Annotated in this window: 17 protein-coding genes and 1 pseudogene; 7 read left to right on the top strand and 11 right to left on the bottom strand. The window is 39.9% G+C overall.

Annotated features, from left to right (window positions below; translation table 11 throughout):
- The gene (locus HXT34_RS02775; protein ID WP_415686861.1) at window positions 1–675 is read right to left on the bottom strand and encodes a DNA alkylation repair protein; all 675 of its coding nucleotides are present in this window, start codon (window positions 673–675) and stop codon (window positions 1–3) included.
- Between the two features lie 344 nt (window positions 676–1,019).
- Here HXT34_RS02775 and HXT34_RS02780 point away from each other — a divergent pair, with 344 nt between their 5' ends.
- Together HXT34_RS02780 and HXT34_RS02785 are read left to right on the top strand one after the other, a co-directional pair.
- Window positions 1,020–1,334, top strand: coding sequence for a type II toxin-antitoxin system RelB/DinJ family antitoxin (locus HXT34_RS02780; RefSeq protein WP_415686862.1), 315 nt, complete (start codon window positions 1,020–1,022; stop codon window positions 1,332–1,334).
- Window positions 1,331–1,445: pseudogene (locus HXT34_RS02785) on the top strand (type II toxin-antitoxin system RelE/ParE family toxin); the annotation flags it as partial. The gene HXT34_RS02780 and the pseudogene HXT34_RS02785, both read left to right, overlap by 4 nt.
- A gap of 32 nt (window positions 1,446–1,477) precedes the next feature.
- Here HXT34_RS02785 and HXT34_RS02790 read toward each other — a convergent pair.
- Both HXT34_RS02790 and HXT34_RS02795 read right to left on the bottom strand, forming a co-directional pair.
- Window positions 1,478–2,110: a helix-turn-helix domain-containing protein gene (locus HXT34_RS02790; RefSeq protein WP_421785381.1), complete on the bottom strand. Its 633-nt coding sequence runs from the start codon at window positions 2,108–2,110 to the stop codon at window positions 1,478–1,480.
- A gap of 851 nt (window positions 2,111–2,961) precedes the next feature.
- Window positions 2,962–3,357 (bottom strand): hypothetical protein, encoded by a 396-nt coding sequence (locus HXT34_RS02795; RefSeq protein WP_421785383.1) that lies wholly within the window; start codon window positions 3,355–3,357, stop codon window positions 2,962–2,964.
- Window positions 3,358–3,535: 178 nt separating this feature from the next.
- Between HXT34_RS02795 and HXT34_RS02800 the strand changes: the two genes are divergently transcribed.
- The gene (locus HXT34_RS02800; RefSeq protein WP_421785432.1) at window positions 3,536–3,601 is read left to right on the top strand and encodes a hypothetical protein; all 66 of its coding nucleotides are present in this window, start codon (window positions 3,536–3,538) and stop codon (window positions 3,599–3,601) included.
- Window positions 3,602–3,713: 112 nt separating this feature from the next.
- Here HXT34_RS02800 and HXT34_RS02805 read toward each other — a convergent pair whose 3' ends face one another.
- From HXT34_RS02805 to HXT34_RS02830, 6 genes are all read right to left on the bottom strand, one after another.
- The gene (locus HXT34_RS02805; RefSeq protein WP_421785385.1) at window positions 3,714–6,302 is read right to left on the bottom strand and encodes an ATP-dependent Clp protease ATP-binding subunit; all 2,589 of its coding nucleotides are present in this window, start codon (window positions 6,300–6,302) and stop codon (window positions 3,714–3,716) included.
- Window positions 6,303–6,452: 150 nt separating this feature from the next.
- Window positions 6,453–7,817: a DUF3027 domain-containing protein gene (locus HXT34_RS02810; RefSeq protein ID WP_421785434.1), complete on the bottom strand. Its 1,365-nt coding sequence runs from the start codon at window positions 7,815–7,817 to the stop codon at window positions 6,453–6,455.
- A gap of 65 nt (window positions 7,818–7,882) precedes the next feature.
- Window positions 7,883–8,272 (bottom strand): cold-shock protein, encoded by a 390-nt coding sequence (locus tag HXT34_RS02815; protein WP_004106732.1) that lies wholly within the window; start codon window positions 8,270–8,272, stop codon window positions 7,883–7,885.
- A 191-nt stretch (window positions 8,273–8,463) separates the two neighbouring features.
- The gene (locus tag HXT34_RS02820; RefSeq protein WP_415686866.1) at window positions 8,464–10,425 is read right to left on the bottom strand and encodes a sensor histidine kinase; all 1,962 of its coding nucleotides are present in this window, start codon (window positions 10,423–10,425) and stop codon (window positions 8,464–8,466) included.
- 2 nt (window positions 10,426–10,427) lie between these two features.
- Window positions 10,428–11,168, bottom strand: a complete 741-nt coding sequence (locus tag HXT34_RS02825) for a response regulator transcription factor (protein ID WP_391495749.1) — start codon at window positions 11,166–11,168, stop codon at window positions 10,428–10,430.
- A 75-nt stretch (window positions 11,169–11,243) separates the two neighbouring features.
- Entirely contained in the window at window positions 11,244–12,149 is a 906-nt protein-coding gene (locus HXT34_RS02830; protein ID WP_415689718.1) for a hypothetical protein, read from the bottom strand.
- Window positions 12,150–12,201: 52 nt separating this feature from the next.
- Here HXT34_RS02830 and HXT34_RS02835 point away from each other — a divergent pair, with 52 nt between their 5' ends.
- Entirely contained in the window at window positions 12,202–12,495 is a 294-nt protein-coding gene (locus HXT34_RS02835; protein ID WP_391495747.1) for a WXG100 family type VII secretion target, read from the top strand.
- A 101-nt stretch (window positions 12,496–12,596) separates the two neighbouring features.
- Here the strand turns inward: HXT34_RS02835 and groL are convergent, their stop codons facing one another.
- Both groL and HXT34_RS02845 read right to left on the bottom strand, forming a co-directional pair.
- Complete coding sequence (gene groL, locus HXT34_RS02840; RefSeq protein ID WP_119526684.1) at window positions 12,597–14,222, bottom strand: chaperonin GroEL; 1,626 nt, start codon at window positions 14,220–14,222, stop codon at window positions 12,597–12,599.
- 199 nt (window positions 14,223–14,421) lie between these two features.
- A complete protein-coding gene (locus HXT34_RS02845) occupies window positions 14,422–15,096 on the bottom strand; it encodes a LytR C-terminal domain-containing protein (RefSeq protein WP_415683022.1) in 675 nt (224 codons plus the stop codon).
- 129 nt (window positions 15,097–15,225) lie between these two features.
- Here HXT34_RS02845 and HXT34_RS02850 point away from each other — a divergent pair, with 129 nt between their 5' ends.
- From HXT34_RS02850 to HXT34_RS02860, 3 genes are all read left to right on the top strand, one after another.
- Window positions 15,226–15,942, top strand: a complete 717-nt coding sequence (locus HXT34_RS02850; RefSeq protein WP_119526688.1) for a uracil-DNA glycosylase — start codon at window positions 15,226–15,228, stop codon at window positions 15,940–15,942.
- An 89-nt stretch (window positions 15,943–16,031) separates the two neighbouring features.
- Window positions 16,032–17,156, top strand: coding sequence for an AAA family ATPase (locus HXT34_RS02855; RefSeq protein WP_419399281.1), 1,125 nt, complete (start codon window positions 16,032–16,034; stop codon window positions 17,154–17,156).
- Window positions 17,153–18,094, top strand: a complete 942-nt coding sequence (locus HXT34_RS02860; protein WP_415689712.1) for a DUF58 domain-containing protein — start codon at window positions 17,153–17,155, stop codon at window positions 18,092–18,094. The genes HXT34_RS02855 and HXT34_RS02860 overlap by 4 nt, the downstream gene beginning before the upstream one ends.
- Window position 18,095: the final 1 nt, after the last annotated feature.

Consider the following 18,095-nt stretch of genomic DNA (forward strand, 5'->3'; position numbering starts at 1 on the left):
TTACCGTTTCAATGTTTTCAAATACTCTTTTTGATCTTTTGTAACACGATTACTTTCGCGTGCTTTTTGTATCGCCTTATTATGAGTTTGTGCATCTAATCGATGATTTTCAATGTATTTTATAGTCACATCCCATTGCTTTGTCAAAGCAGTTGCAAAAAACCATGCAATCATCATCTGAACGTAATACTCGTCACTATTAACAGAAACGGGTATTTCCAAATACTCAGGCTTAAAATCATCATCAAGAAAGTAAGACATTAACAACTCAATTCCAAAGCGACAAGTATATGCCTTTCCAGATGCTGACCATTCTTTTATTTTTTCCAAAAGCGCTGTTTTATTCTTTTTGAAAATCTTTGGAGACATGATATCGCAAACAGCCCAATTATCTACATAAGGCAGAAATTCATCGACTGCCACGATACAATCATTATAGTCTTTCATTTCAGACACAATAAGTCCGTGAAGTATATTTTCATCATAATATTTATGCGGTAAATCTTTCAGAAAGTTAGATACTTCTGGCTCCTTTGCAATTCTTTTGGCAAGATTTCTAGCCTCCGGAACTCGGACACCTATAAACAGATCCCTCGCAATATTTGGTGTCAATTTCGCTTGAAAATCAGCATATGAAATATCCTGCAATGCAAATAGTTCTTCTTTGATATTCACTTCTCGCATTCTCCAAACTATTCTAATTAACCACCCAGCCCTCGTATTTTATAAATTCTACAATCTCTATACACATAAGGCAAAGTTTTAAAATACAAAAAGGGAAAGTTTCATTGCAAAAGACATAACATTCTATGCTACTTATAATGAGTGTTCTAGTGATCTACACTCTTTTAACATTCGCGCTAATCTCGTATTTAAAAAAATGGTGATGCTCTCAATTCTGTTTGCAATGACTTCACTTCATTCATCCTAATTTAAATAGTAGTTAAACTTTTGCTTTCATATGCTTGCGTATGCTTGCAACTATTTTGTAAAATAAGCACAGAAAGGACGCGAACGCAATGACAAACACGAACGCTGTATATGCAAGAATCGATACAAATCTTAAAGAAAACGCTGAAAGCATATTAAACCAGCTTGGAATAACACCATCTTCAGCAATCCAAATGCTTTACAGCCAGATTGTTTTACAAAAAGGCATGCCATTTGAACTCCGCTTGCCAACTAATAAGCAAGAAAAGCCTACTGCTTTAGGCAGCTTAACAAGAGATGAGTTGGATAAAGAATTACAAAAAGGCATCGACTCTATTCCGACTGGCAAACAATACAGTGCAGACGAAGTAGACAAATTCTTCGCTAAGGAATACGGCGTATGAGCACAACCTATAGCGTCATTTATTCTCCGCAAGCGTTCCTTGATCTCACTGAGCTATACGGAATATATTCGCTTTACATTACAAGTTCCTAAAACGGCAGAAAACCACATTCTTCTGACCAATTCCCAACCAACTACCAGTTCTTACTTATCACGCAACTTACCAACTTGCGTAAATTCCTTATCCCCAACACACATCTTCTTATCAGTGAACTTTACTCGCATCATTCTGCTAATAATATACTCATCCGTTATCAGCACAAAAAATTGCTTTTCTTTTTTATTCACCAAGTAATACTGTTCACTGCCAATACTCTCTACCGCTTTACCGAATGCAAACGTATCAAACAAAGGAATACCACCGAACAAAGTAGTAATACACCCGATAAAATTATCCATAAACTTTTCAGACGAATTTGGAATAAACTTCGTCACCGTGAGCATAATAATTTCAGCGTCTGCATATTCATCGCGAATAATTTGTTCCTTCATCTTGATTTTCTTACGAACACCCAATTTTTCATTAAGACCATACTTCGCTAAATCAATAGGCTTCTTAATGATTGACAAATCAATAGCATTGTTTTTATCCAACAAATAGTCGATAGTAACACCCAGCGCATCCGCAATCACCTTCAAATTTGCAACATCCGGCAGACCGCGACCACCTTCCCACTTCGCTACCGCAGCACGCGAAACCATAATCATTTCAGCAAGTTCTTCCTGAGTTAAACCCGCTTCCACGCGCGCATTTCTGATTTTTTCTCCCAACAACATCGTATAACTCCTTTAATTGGCTATGAGTTTTCGTTCTTAACGATTATTTGTTTTGCTCGTAATGCAATTAATAATCGCACTGCGTAATTACATGCTAACGAGCAACATATGAATAGAAAAGGAACGAACGAGAACACAAGCGTTACGAATCGTAACATGGCATTTTCTTGGCAAGCGCGCACATAATTATGTGAAAATACCTGTTTCAAAAGAAATTTATACAAAACTAACATAGAACGTACAAAATCCAAGGTGCACGAGCCATACAACACAACGCGCCGAAGACCGATATCCGCCTCATTGCTCTGATCTCATTCATGCCAATCCCCAACAACGAACGTACGGAATAAGGCAACGGAAACATATGTTTGTTGTCAGGTATATTTTGCGTTATCTTTTATCATATATCACATTATTATATATGTTTTGGTGCATTTAATCACATTATTATACTTATTTTAGTGTTTTTTATCACATTATTATGCATTGCGTAACTATCAGCATAAAAACAACACTCTCGACGCGCGCAGAGCCTTTTGCTCAAAGAAGAAAAACAGTCTCACAAAATCTTATGCAGCTACTGCGGTTCTTTTCCGTGGGTGCTACTTGATAACGAGAACAATATCTGTAAGAACAATACCAACGACTACGCTTACCCATGCCAAACTCGGTGTAAGCGGCCAAAGTGCGTAAAGCTAAGCTGGTGAACATAGCGTACTAACGTAGTGCACTACTTCTGAGCAGACATATAGTCGCACCCACCATGGAAACAGTCTTATAAAATCTGCAAATTGCTCAATATTTGTAAGAATTATATATTCTATAGGAGAATAAAAATACGAATGATAAAATCATTGTCGTTCAAAAACGTATTCGCCGACAGTATCCCCTTTACCTGGAATTATGCATACTGTTATGAAGTTCCCTCTTTTGTTTTCGTGTGTATTTGAGAAAACACCAGAAGAAGTAAATTTAGAAGAATCCTCAGTAAATGTAATTACAGAATCATTGAGCTTCCAAGTTCCAGAAAATGTGCCATCATTGTTCGTATATATGTATGTACCGTCATCTTTTATTTTTAAAATACGCTCAGGATGTGCATAGTCGTGATCTGGATTATATTCATACCAAGTTCCTGCAACTTTAGATGAACTACCACAACCTGCTAATGAAACGCAAAAACTCAGCAATAGCATCATAATTAAAGCAGAGGATGAGAATTTACAAATTACTTTTTTCATATTCATGCCCTCCTAAGTGTTATTTATATAATATGTATTTTACTAGTCGTCAATAATTACACTCAAGTACTATAGGAACCCAGCTTAAAGTCGCAGCGCGCTAAAACTTTTAACGATAACCTTCGTTGAACAACGCTAAATTAAGGGCAAAAGCGAGAATCACCTAGGACAATCCTTAGCAGACTTGTATGATCCAACATACATGCCTCAAGATTTGCGCAAAGCTCACGACGAGCTCGCGACGAGTTAGATATGACTAAAATTGAGATATAAAAACACAGTAGAAAAACACAGTAGAAAAGCCCGACGAGATTTACTCGCCGGGCTTTTAATGTATTCAGTTAGTTATTGCGTAGCTTTACTTACTTTTTGTTGCTATCTTCTTTAGCTGCGCTACTTTCTTTTTCGCTATCTTCAGACTTGTTATCTTCAGACTTGTTATCTTCAGTAGCAACAACAGCAGTTGTGTCTATTGTCTCAAACTTTTCGCCTTTAATTGTGAACTCACCAAGCAATCCTTCGCCTTCAGCATCCACCTTAATGTGTTCGCCGTCAGAAAGTTCACCAAGCAAAATCTTTTCAGAAATAGTATCCTCAATATCTCGCTGGATTACGCGACGCAACGGGCGCGCACCAAGCAAAGGATCGAAGCCTTTCTGTGCAAGCAAATTCTTAGCGGCATCCGTAATTTCTAGAGACATGTGACGGTCAAACAGCCTGTCGTTCAGCAACTTCACGTCCATATCAACAATTTGACGAACTTCTGGCTCCGTAAGCTGACGGAACACAATAGTGTCGTCCAAACGGTTTAAGAACTCTGGACGGAAATGACGCTTAAGCTCAGAATTAACCTGATCTTTCATGCGCTGATACGTGGAATCAGCGTTATTTCCAAGTGTAAAGCCAGTGTTTGCAGCCTTCGCAATATCGCGAGTACCAAGATTGGTGGTAAGAATAATAATCGTATTCTTAAAGTCCACTTTTCTACCCTGGCCGTCTGTTAAGTGACCGTCATCAAGCACTTGCAAAAGCGTGTTGAAAATATCTGGGTGAGCTTTTTCAATCTCGTCGAAAAGCACAACGGAGAATGGCTTTCTGCGAACTTTTTCAGTAAGCTCGCCACCTTCTTCATATCCAACATATCCAGGAGGAGCACCGAAAAGCCTAGATGCAGCATACTTTTCTGCAAACTCTGACATGTCAACTCTAATTAAGGCATTATCATCATCAAACAAGAAGTTTGCGAGTGCCTTGGCAAGCTCAGTTTTACCAACTCCAGTAGGACCAGCAAAAATAAACGAGCCAGAAGGACGTTTAGGATCCTTCAAACCAACTCGAGCACGACGAATCGAGCGAGCTAAAGCAGACACAGCTTCATCTTGACCAACAATACGCTTGTGAAGTTCAGATTCCATTTGAAGAAGCTTCTGCGATTCCGCTTGAGTAAGCTTTACTACAGGAATGCCTGTAGTGCTTGAAACAACGGAAGCGATCATGTCTTCGTCAACAACCATCTTGACGTTGGACTCGCCTTCACGCCAAGCCTTTTCCTTCTCTGCAGCTTCATTCTCAAGCTTTTCTTGATCGTCGCGAAGATTGGCAGCTTCTTCAAAATCTTGCTGCTTGATTGCTTCATCTTTCTTTTCGGAAATCTTAGCAATCTTATGGTTTAATTCTTTGAGCTCAGGTGGCTGAGTCAAGCGTTTAATACGCAAGCGCGCACCAGCTTCATCAATAAGATCAATAGCCTTATCTGGAAGGTGACGATCTTGAATGTAACGATCAGAAAGCTCAGCAGAAGACTGTAAAGCCCCATCGGTAATAGTTACATGATGGTGATTTTCGTAGCGAGAACGCAATCCTTTAAGAATCTCGATAGTTTCAGCAATTGTAGGTTCTGGAACCTGAATCGGCTGGAAACGACGCTCCAAAGCAGCATCTTTTTCAATATACTTGCGATACTCGTCAGTAGTAGTAGCACCAATTGTTTGTAGCTCTCCACGCGCAAGCATTGGCTTAAGCATATCGGATGCGCCAAGAGCTCCATCAGCAGAACCTGCTCCAACAATAGTGTGAATTTCATCAATAAAAAGCACAATATCGCCGCGTGTTTTAATTTCTTTAAGCACTTTCTTCAAGCGCTCTTCGAAATCGCCACGATAGCGAGATCCTGCAATCATTGAACCTAAGTCTAGAGAATAAACTTGCTTATTTTTCAACGTTTCAGGCACATCGCCTTCAACGATTTTCTGTGCGAGACCTTCTACAACTGCAGTCTTACCAACTCCAGGCTCTCCAATAAGCACAGGATTATTCTTCGTGCGTCGGCTAAGGACAACCATAACGCGTTCAATTTCTTCAGAACGACCTATAACAGGATCGAGCTTTCCTTCTTGAGCTTCAAATGTTAAATTGCGTCCAAATTGATCAAGAAGAGCAGAGCCGGATTGATTTCGCTTATCTTGCACACTTCCAGCATTAGCTAACTCGCCCTTCTCGCTACCATTAGGAGCATTATCTCCACGAATTAAATCAACAGTAGTGCTTCGCAAGTCTCCAAGATCAACTTCCATCTTTATAAGTACTTGCGTGCCCACTCCTTCGCCTTCGCGTATAAGCCCGAGCAAAATATGCTCAGTACCAATATAACTGTGACCAAGCTGAAGAGCTTCGCGCAAACTCAGTTCGAGCACTTGCTTAGCATGAGGTGTAAAAGGAATATGACCAGCAGGCGAAACAGTGCCTTTACCGATCATTTCTTCAACCTGCTTGCGAGTGCCTTCTAGGTCTACGCCTTTTGAGCTTAACGCTTTCGCGGCAATGCCCTCACCTTCGCGAATAAGCCCGAGCAAAATATGCTCAGTACCAATATAATTGTGCTGAAGTGAGCGAGCCTCTTCCTGAGCTAGCACAATCACGCGTCGTGCGCGATCAGTGAACCGTTCAAACATAACTGCCTTCCGTTCTTTTCTTTCATTCCATGGTAACGAGTCGCCATGACGCGAAGCGTCGTATATATTTACTCATTCGTACAGCATTCCATAGCATCACAATAGTCATGCATGATGAACCTAAATATTCATGTTTTCGTTTCTGCATAATTACTTATGCTGTCTGCGAGATTTTCTTTTATATAATCGCATTGATGCGGATGCTGTAGTTTTTGAAGTGTCTTCAGATTCTTGTGGCTCTTCAACTTTTTCTGTTAACGGTATTTCTTCTGTAACAGAATTTTCGTTTAGTAAGTTTACTTCTGAAGAATCAGGATAATCTGTATCTTTTTGTGATTTTTCAGATTTTTCAGATTCATTAGCTACAGTCTCTTCAATTTTTTCAGTTTGATTTTCAACTTCAACTTCACGATTTTTGTCATCATTATTTTCATATGATTTTTCGTCAATAGTTGAATTGTCAATTAAATCAGGTTCAGATAAATTATTTTGTTCATCTTTATCTGTTGAGGCTTCTTTTTTGTTGCGCAATTTTGAATCTAGTTTTCTGCGCTTACGACGATGCATCTTACTGTCTTCAATTGCTTCCTCAATAAGCTCAACGTCTGCTCGCTCATCTCGTGGAGCTTGTTGCAAAATGTCAATATGATAATCGTCGTATGCAGGCTCAGATTGAATCCAAAGCTGCGATGGCTCAGGCGGTTCAATGTCAGAATGCTCACCACAAGCATGATCAAGCGAGACAACTCGCCCATCGTCTGGGCTCCACATGTTTGCGCATACGCCAAACATAGAGCCTAAACTTCCAGCTAGAGGAATGAGGAATCCGCATGATGAACATGCTTTGCCATCAGCAATTTTTGTAGACAACGACTTTGGACCATGTTGACCTGCGTACCAGCGTTTAGCTGTTTGCGAAATTGCTTCCGCAGTCATTACTCGTCTGCGAGACAGTCTTAGCGTTGAAACAGCTTCTTCAAGATCTTCGTCAAAATCATTATTTGCATCGCAAGATTCTTGATTTTGATTAATATCTTTTTCTGCGTTTGGGTCTGCATCTTCTTCGCTAGTATTAGCTTCAGTATTATCTTCAGCCTCACTATTAGCTTTAGCGTCATCTTCAGTTTTAGACTCAGAATTATCATCTGAATTTGCTGATTCTATATTCTTTTCAGAATTATTATCATCAATATTATTTACCTGACGGAAGCCATCTTCTAGTCGAGAATCGTCTTCAGATGTGCCAATAGAATCCATTACAGAAAGATCACTTGGTTTCAAGCGGTCTTTCCATGGAATCCATGGTGGTGGAAGCAAAGAATCTTCAGTAGGAACAAGCGTTGATTCATTCACAGTCCAACGTTGCGTTTCCTCATCATGATACAACGTAACTGACCACTGCCAGCCTTCATACCCAACTAAATTGCTTACGAAACGAAAGTCTGTAACTCCGTCACCAAGCTCTGTAGAAGATACAAAATCACCTACTGCATCAGTACGTTCTGAAGTTTCCACAGCTATACTTCTAGCTAGTTCTTGTGGATCCATCACTTCATCAGTCATAAATAATATTCCAGACACTATTCCTGAACGTCAAAATTATCTGCCACTGCACGCAACAATGTAGCAAGTTTTTTGCTTTCGGCAGTTGATGGATAATGACGTCGACGCAAACCATTACCAGCAGAATCAAGAAGTTTAATAAGATCTTCTACAATAGCTGCCATATCTTCGGCTTTAGGACGAGTAGCCTTGACAAGCGAAGGCGCTGTTGCAATAACATTCAAACCCATCGCCTGTGGTCCTTTGCGACCTTCAATTACAGAAAACTCAACTCTCGTACCCTTATGCAAAGTCTTTACAGTAACTGGCAATGCTGCTGCTGGCAAGAAAACATCCTTACCATCGTCTCCAACAATAAAGCCGTACCCCTTCTGCGTATCGTACCAACGCACGCGCCCATTGGGCATAACACACCTCACTCCAAATAATTCTCATTTCGCATGCTGAAGTGCACAAGGCATAAAGCATCAGCATATGCGATAGGTCTATAGATAGTGTACCAAATATTATTATTACTTGTTTCCTTATTACATTGTAGCGCATACACGCGGGCAATAAAATTTTTTTAACCTACGCAAGTGTTACTAATGCCAATATTTTAATCGCTAACAAGTTTAGAAGGATCTTCAATCTCATTAACTGGCAGCACTACAGTAAGAGTTAAGCCATGAGGTTTAACATCTATCGGCTCAGACCCGTCCATAGTGTCATCAAGATTAGTTTTAGAATTGGTCGATGCTTCTGATGGAGAAGATATAGTTGCGCAAATAAAACCATGATGTGCTTTTACTACAGATTGCGCAATTGCCATACCTAAGCCAGTTCCACCTTTTTCTCTAGCTCTTGATGGGTCAGCAATATAGAAACGCTCGAAAATTCTAGACAAAGATTCTTCTGGAACTCCAGGACCATGGTCAACAACTCGAATTACGGCATACTTATGACCCGTATCAGTAGATTGGCTGACTTCCGCTGCTTCCAAAAACTCCTTCAATGATTCTCTTACGGAAGGTAATTTAGATAATTCGTCTGGAGTTATAGATGCTTTCATAACTCCTACAGCAATTTCTACAGGAGAATCAACGGGAGTGTATCTATGGATATTTCCTACAATATTTGTCATTACTTGTCGTAATCTAGCTCCATCTCCAAGTAACATAACACTTGGAAGTTTTCCAGCATGGAATTGGAGCTTACGCTCAAAATTGCAATTTGTGCAATTCATAAGCTTCCACTCATCCGAAATAGTCAAATAGCCTTGCTGAACGGATCTAGCAGGATCAAGAGCATGTAAATCATTAGCTGCGTCAGAAAGTATTGGAGACAAGCTGACTTGCTGCGAAATATTAATTCCACGACCTTCATCAAAACGCGCCAAAGAAAGCAAATCTTCTACTAGCTCAGTCATTCTTTCACTAGAAGCTTTAATGTGAGCAATAGAGTCATCTGCTCTCTCCTGCTCCCCTGGCATTTTGCGCCACATTGTGTACAATTCAGCATATCCATGAATTGCAGCCAATGGAGTGCGTAATTCATGACTTGCATCCGAGACGAATCGCTTCATTTTTTCTGTCATATCTTCTTGCTCATTAAATCCTCTTTCAATACGAGCAAGCATAGAGTTAAGAGAAGCTGCTAAAGATCCAACCTCAGTATTTTCAGGAGCAGATGGAACTCGTTTGCTTAAATCTCCAGAAGCAATTTTTGAAGCTGTTTTTTCAATTCTTTTTAACGGTCTTAAAGCTGATTGAATAATAATTGCTGCAAATACTGCTCCAAACAAAATAACTGCAATACTCACCATTATGCAGTAACGAGTAAGTGTGCTAACTGTGTCAATTTGATCGCTAAGAGATAAAGCAATATAGACATAACCGCTAAATTTTAACTCTGAGTTATAGTCGTTGCCTCTACCCCACGTTAATACTAAAACTCTCCACGGTGATTTTGCAGCTTTTTTAGTGATTGCATCTACTTTATTTGCGTTTCCTTTAACGATTGCAGGTGCCGTATAAGGTTTGCGTGTAACAATTTTTTTACTATCAAAACCGTCTGGTGGAAGTTTAGGAACCGAAACAAGCGATCCTTTAATTTTTGGTATTAATGGAGTGGAAATAACTTTATTATGCGTATCCCTAACTTGCAAAAAGTAATTATTTGGACCTATTGAAGATTGATTTGAGTTTTTCATGCGCAATGAATCAACATTGTCATAAACAAATTGCGCTTGACCAGCTAATTGCGCATCAGTTTTTTCTAGCAAATAATTTCCTACGAGCTGCTGAATTGAAAGCGATATGCAAAAAGCGGCTACAGTTAAAATAGCAAGAGTGCATGCGACTAAACGCGTACTCAGTGGTATTGCATTTATTCGACGACGCAACCAGCAGGTTTTACGAGGCTTTTTGTCTTTTTTGTCGCTTTTGCTTTGTGTTATCGCAACACTTTTTTCAGCAGTGCTAACATCTGAATCATCTCTAGAGCTATTAATAGAGCTATTATTCGTACCGCTACTAATAGTTGATTCAGTATTATCGTTGTTATTATTACTAGATTGCATGATTAGGCTTGACCTGCCTTAGGTTCTCGAATCATATAACCGATTCCACGCTTAGTTTCAATAAGAGGAACTACTTTTTGCGGCTTTCCTGAATCGTCAGTAATTTCAATGCCATCAATCTTCTTTCTTAAATAAGAAATATAAGATTCAACGATTGCTGCGTCTCCGCCCCAGTCGTACTGCCATACGTGATTCAAAATCTGGCTCTTTGACAGAACTCGACCTTCATTGTCCATAAGATAATGAAGTAGCTTGTATTCAGTTGGGCTAAGTTCGATTGGCACACCGCATCGAGTTACGTCATGAGAATCTTCGTTAATCTCAAGATCAGCAACTTTTATAATATGAGTTTCTTCATCAGGTTCTTGTGTTCTGCGAAGAATTGCTCGTATTCTTGCCACTACTTCTTCCAAGCTGAATGGCTTTGTAACGTAGTCATCTCCACCAACGGTTAGACCCATAATTTTATCTTGCGTATCGTCTCTTGCAGTTAGGAACAATACAGGAACTTTAATTCCATTTTGACGAATACGTCTCGTAACAGTAAAACCATCAATATCTGGGAGCATAACATCCATAACGATAAGATTTGGATTTACTCGCTCAATTACTTCAACAGCTTCTGAGCCGGATGCAGCAGTTTCTACTTCAAACCCAGCAAAATGCAAAGACGCTACCAAAAGTTCACGGATTGATGGCTCGTCATCGACCACAACAATAGATGCTTCAACGTTCTTACTCATATTGATTAGCATCACTTATCAAGCTGAATGTTTCCTGAATAATTGCTGAAAATAAAACAAGTTATAGAATATTTTTTACCTGTGACGAGCGTGCCTTTTACGAGCTTTTCTAACACCAGCAAGTATTTGACGTTGTATACGATTCTTTCTAAACAGAACAATTGCAACTATCGAGAATAATGCCAACAAGATTACTAGCATAATAATTGTAGAAATGAGACTTGCAGAAGAAGTTGTTGAAGTACGTTTTGCGCGCATTATTTGTTTCATCATCATTAATGCAGATTGATCCCAATGCGTTCCAGTTGTGCTCACTAAAGGCTTATAAGCTGCATCGGATAACGAGTCTACAGTATTTTTATTTTTGAGCCATTCATCGGAATTAGGCGAAACAGCTACAACTAATCTTCCATCATGAGTTGCTACTGCAAGAAGCACAGTATTTTTAGCTGGAAGCGTACTAATTAACAAATCACTAGCCCATTTTGATGGATCTTTTGTATTTCCAAAAGTAGACAAATATAAGAGCCTAACATTTACTCCTGTACGCTTTTTTGTTGTATCAATCATGTCAGCAACTTTGCTGACAGAATCTCCAAGCAAATTTTCTGTGTCTGTTATTGAGTCTGTTGCAACTATTCCAGAATTTTTCTCATTACTTTCAGCATATGCATTAATTGTATTTGCTTTATTTAAAGGTGAAAATATGAGCGAATCTATTGGAAGAGTTGGAAGAATAAAAGAAAAATTAAATAAAAATGCCATTAATAAAAGCAATACGCGTTTAGCTAAAAATAGTTTTGAGTGAGAATGCTGGTAATTAAAATTTGCAACGCGCGTGCAAGCTAAGCTTTTAACCACATTGGTGCATAAATCTTTTTCGTACTTTTTTGATGGCATATATTCATAATAGCGTGACATCACACAAGTAAAAGTAGCATTATAAAAATCTTTGCTTAATTTATTTGAAATGTTTCGCAAAAATAATTTATAAAAAGCGTTTATTTAGACGCAAAACAAATGGAGGGGAAATATGGCACAATTTCGAGTTGATTCAGAGCAAATTCAGCAGGCTGCGGCAGCCGTTGGAACCTCGGTTAGTGCAATTAGAGATGCAGTCAACGGGATGTATGCCAATTTACAGCAATTGCAGAGCGTGTGGACTGGATCTGCGGCTACACAATTTGCGTCGACCGCTCAGCAATGGCGAGCGGCGCAACAACAAATGGAACAATCACTAGAAGCAATTCAGCAAGCTATGCAACATGCATCAGGAGTGTATCTTGATGCTGAAACACAAGCTGCTTCGCTATTTGGAATGGGCTGATTAATATGAAAAAAAGTAAATGGCGACACGCTTTATTCGAGCATGCCGCCATTTACTTAAACTATTTAGTTTTAGATTTTTAAGCTACTTTTATTTTTTATTTAGTAGCCCATTTCTGCACCAGCTTGTGGTGCAGCAGCTGCCTTTTCAGGCTTGTTGGCAACAACAGCTTCAGTAGTTAAGAACAAGCCAGCAATAGAAGCTGCATTCTGTAGAGCAGAACGAGTTACCTTAACTGGGTCAGTAACGCCTGCAGCCATCAAATCTTCATAAGTGTTGGTTGCAGCATTGAAGCCTTCGCCTTCTGGAAGTTCGCGTACCTTGTTGAGAACAACGTCTCCAGAAACACCAGAGTTTTGAGCAATCTGCTTGATTGGAGCTTCTACAGCGCGGAACACAATTGCAGCACCTGTAGCTTCTTCACCCTTAAGCTCTGTGATAGCTGGTGTCTTTTCAATCTTCGCAGCAGCTTGAACCAAAGCTACGCCACCGCCTGGAAGCAAACCTTCTTCGATAGCAGCCTTAGCGTTACGAACTGCATCTTCAATGCGATGCTTGCGTTCCTTAGCTTCAACTTCAGTAGCAGCGCCAACCTTAATAACAGCAACGCCACCAGCGAGCTTAGCAAGACGCTCTTGCAACTTTTCGCGATCGTAATCAGAATCAGTGTTCTCAATTTCGGCGCGAATCTGAGCTACGCGAGCATCAACATCTTCCTTTGAGCCAGCACCGGAAACGATAGTTGTTTCATCCTTAGAAACAATCACCTTAGCTGCATGACCGAAAACAGAAGCATCGATTGAATCAAGCTTCAAACCAAGATCGTCAGAAACAACCTGTGCACCGGTCAAAATAGCCATATCTTGGAGCATAGCCTTACGACGATCGCCGAATCCTGGAGCCTTTACAGCTACAGTGTTGAAAGTGCCACGAATCTTGTTCAACACAAGCGTTGGCAATGCTTCACCATCAACATCTTCAGCAATAATAAGCAATGGCTTACCAGACTTCATAACAAGCTCAGCAATATGAACAATGTCCTGCTGGCTGGAAACCTTGCCAGAAGTGAGCAAAATGTATGGATCTTCAAGAACAGCAGTTTGATCGTCAGCATTAGTGACGAAGTAAGGGGAAATATAGCCCTTATCAAAACGCATGCCTTCAGTGAAGTCCAAATCAAGACCGAACTTGTTGTTGTCTTCAACTGTGACAACACCGTCCTGGCCAACCTTATCCAAAGCTTCAGCAATCTTTTCGCCAACTTCAGGATCAGCTGCAGAAATCGTAGCAGTAGCAGCAATCTGTTCCTTGGTCTCAACATCCTTTGCAGAAGCAAGCAATTCCTTGACAATTGCTTCAGCAGCCTTTTCAATGCCGCGACGAAGAGCGATTGGGTTGCTTCCTGCAACAACGTTCTTCAAACCTTCATGCACCAAAGACTGTGCCAAAACAGTAGCAGTTGTAGTGCCGTCGCCTGCAACGTCATCAGTCTTCTTAGCTACTTCTTTAACAAGTTCGGCGCCAATACGCTCGTATGGATCTTCAAGATCAATTTCCTTAGCAATAGAAACACCATCATTAGTAATGGTTGGAGCGCCGTAGGCTTTGTCAAGCACAACGTTTCGACCCTTTGGACCAAGTGTAACCTTAACAGTGTCTGCAAGCTTATCAAGACCTGCGAGCATACCCTGACGGGCGTCCTCTTCATAGGCAATAATCTTTGCCATTATTCCTCCACATACGTTATTTATGGACTTTTCACTGCAATCTTGAGTAATAAGCCGTCAGCTGCTTATTATCACTCTCAAGGCTTGAGTGCTAATTTGAAGATTAGCACTCTATGTACCCGAGTGCCAACTTTTTTGGCGTTTATACACAAAAACCGGTTAGAAATAATTCTAACCGGTTATTTTTATGCGAAAAATATCACTTGCAAAGCACAACTACAATCGGAGAAACGATTTCTTTTTCGTTTTCGACAGCGCTAATGCCTAAAGTCTTTGCAATATCTTCAGCTGCAGCCTTTTGGGAATCGTCTTTATACCAAACAACAGATTCGCTTGGGACGTTACCAGTTGGATTTCCAGCTGTAACATTTGCGTACCCTGCTTGCTTCAACTTATCTGCGCCAGCAGCGGCATGACCGCTTATCTTGGTTGCGTTAAGAACTTTCACAGCAACTGATTTGTCTAGTGAAGTTTGTGCTTTAGAATCATTTGCTGAATTATCTTTAGAGTCACCAGCATCTTTCTTATCTGATTTATTTTCTTTAGAGTTATTATCGTCGTCGTCATCATCTTCGTCTTCAGAAGATTTATCTTCGTCGCTTTTAGCAGACTTTTTGTTTTCAGAAGTCTTAGTAGAAGATGCTGATTGAGATGATTGCTGCTGATGGTTCCAAGGCAACGGAAGATGCGAGATTTCTCCAGAAGCAATAGCCCAAACTAAAATGCCAACTACCGCCGCAACAATTAATGTAACAAAATAAGGAAGTATTACGGCATACCACGCAGGATTTCCACGATGAACTCCAACTGGTCCCTCTGGTGGCTCATCAAAAGCATCAGGCGTATACGACACGTTCTGATTATCTCGCGCCATAATTGCACTCCTTATAAAAAATCATTTAAACAATAATGAATCTATACTATCTAATGCTTGGCACAAAGCACAAATTTAGAAAATTTGATTAATTCACTTTTATACTATGCCTTGACATACAGTAGCAATATGAATCCTCAAAATATTAAACCTTTAGATGAACTAATGGATCCTGATTGGGCTGAAGCATTAAAGCCAGTTGAGCCGCAAATACGCGCAATGGGAGTGTTTTTGAGAGAGCAAATAGAAAGCGGACACCATATTCTTCCTGCTAGTCACAACATTTTGCGTGCTTTTTCTATTCCGCTAAAAAGCATTAAAGTTTTAATTGTTGGACAGGATCCATATCCAACGCCTGGTCATCCAGTGGGCTTAAGTTTTTGCACAGCTGCAAAAGTGCGACCACTGCCAAAAAGTCTCATAAATATTTATAAAGAATTAGTAAACGATTTAGGTGTAGAAACTCCAAAGAGTGGAGATCTGACGCCCTGGACCAAGCAAGGTGTAATGCTTCTTAACAGATGTTTAACTGTTGAGGCTGGAAAAGCAAATAGTCATCAAGGAAAAGGTTGGGAGCCTGTAACCGATGCAGCTATTCGAGCATTAAACAATAGAACTGATTGCAATGGTAATCCGTTGCCGCTTGTAGCCATTTTATGGGGACGTAATGCGCAAAGTTTGGCTCCTTTGCTAACGAATGCAACTCTTATTACTTCAGCGCACCCAAGCCCTCTTTCTGCAATGCGAGGATTCTTTGGATCGCATCCATTTTCAAGAGCTAATCAAGCCTTAGTTAATATGGGAGTTTCTCCAATTAATTGGTCTCTAGATTCTCAAGAAATTTAACTGTCCAAATACTGCAAATTATCTTATAAAGATAATAAAAATGCCATTTTTGAACGTGTCAGTACTGCATATCAGCTAAAATAGCACTTATGGCATTATTTCCACCGCAACCACAGAAGAAACCGTTAACCGATAAAACTTCAATTGCTTCTAAGCTTGGCATTGGATCAGCTGTACCTCAACCGTCTGCTGTTTCTAATGCAAGTGCGCAAGTTAATGCAGTTATTTCGAGTGATGACATACGTCGTTGTCAGCAAATTGCAAATATTTTGCGCGCACGTTTTGCACAAACTTTAGTCGGACAAGACGCTTTACGAGAATCTCTTATTCTTACTCTTATTGCAGGCGGACACATTCTTATTGAATCAGTACCAGGTCTCGCAAAAACTACTGCTGCTCAAACTCTTGCAACAGCTATGTCAGGTAGTTTCCGTCGTGTGCAATGCACTCCTGATTTAATGCCAGCAGATTTAGTTGGTACTCAAGTTTTTGATTTTGCTTCCCAACGTTTTACTACGCAAATTGGTCCTATTCATGCAAATGTTATTTTGTTGGATGAGATTAATCGCTCAAATGCAAAAACTCAATCTGCAATGCTTGAAGCTATGGCAGAAGGAGCAACAACTATTGGAGGCGAAAGAATCCCTCTGCCTCAACCATTTATGGTTATTGCTACGCAAAATCCAATTGAAGAAGAAGGAACATTTAATCTTCCAGAAGCACAAATGGATCGTTTTATGGTAAAAGCAGTTATGACTTACCCTAATCCTGAAGAGGAAGTTCGTATGCTGCAATTACTTACTCAACGCGGATCGGATGTCGTTGATCCTTCAAAGCTAACTACTCAACGCATAAGTTTGCAAGATGTTGTTTTTATGCGTACTGCAGCGCGTCGCATACACGTTTCTGAAGCAGTTATGAAATATGTAGTTGATCTTGTTGCGACTTCTCGCGGTGAAGGTACGCATCCACTTCCTACAATTAATTCATTGGTTCGTATGGGAGCTAGCCCGCGTGCATCAATTGCACTTATCCGTATTGCTCAAGCTCACGCTTTACTTTCTGGACGTGATTATGTGATACCAGAAGATATTAAATTGTTTGCGCATGAAGTGTTAAGGCATCGTATACTTTTAACTTTTGAAGCTTTAGCTGATTCTATTACTACAGATCAAGTAATTGACGCATTAGTTAAGACGGTTCCTGTGCCATGATTCGTACGAAGCGGTTAGTATTATCTGAACCTGCTAAAGCCGTACGTCGCAAAATTGAGCTTTTGGATCAGCGAATTGATTTGCCTATTGCGCGTAAAGCTTTAGGCTTATTAGAGGGTGATCATCCTTCGCACAGGCGTTTTGGCACAGGTGATGTTATTGACATACACGCATGGCAGCCAGGAGATGAAGCTCGCATGATGAATTGGTCTGCGAGCGCTCGAACTGGACAGCCTATGGTGTCTTCTAGAGAGCGTACTTCGTCTTCTCATACTTGGATTGCTTTAGATACAAGCATAAATATGAATGGAGCTTGTGTTTCTGGAGAATCACTGTATGAAGTTGCGTCTAATTCTGCATGCTTTTTTGCGTCTTTGAGTTTAAAACGTCATGATGCTGTTTCTTTGTTGTGTGCAGATGGAAAAAATGTTATCAATGTTCATGCTGCTAGCAACTTTTCTGATTTTGAGCGAAATCTAGATTATACGTTGCTTAATACTCGTAAAAATACTAGAGATATTGATGCGTTGCTTACTTCGCTACTAAAAAATATTGACAATAATGGTCTGGTAGTTTTAATAACTGACGAGTATGCATTACAAGCTCATAACGCTGAATCTTTGCGCAAAATTACGCAAAACCATAAGCTTGTTGTTATTGTTATTTCTCCTATTAATCCTTTTGATTCTGCAATTGATTTGCAAATATTTGATGGAATTACTTTACGTAAAGTACCAGCGTTTTTGAAAAAAGAATCAAATAAAAATGAAGTCGAAGCTCGTAGAAATATTAGAATAAACGCTTTATACGATATGCTGCTTGGTGTTCAATCTTCAATAATTCATGGTTCTTCAAGTGAAGAAGTTTTCCATATTTCTGCGCAAAAAGTGAGCCGTACAAATTATCTTGCTGACTCATTTAGCAAGGAGGTTGAATAGA

This window comes from Gardnerella sp. DNF00983 (genome assembly GCF_049244265.1).
Classification (GTDB): domain Bacteria; phylum Actinomycetota; class Actinomycetes; order Actinomycetales; family Bifidobacteriaceae; genus Bifidobacterium; species Bifidobacterium vaginale_J.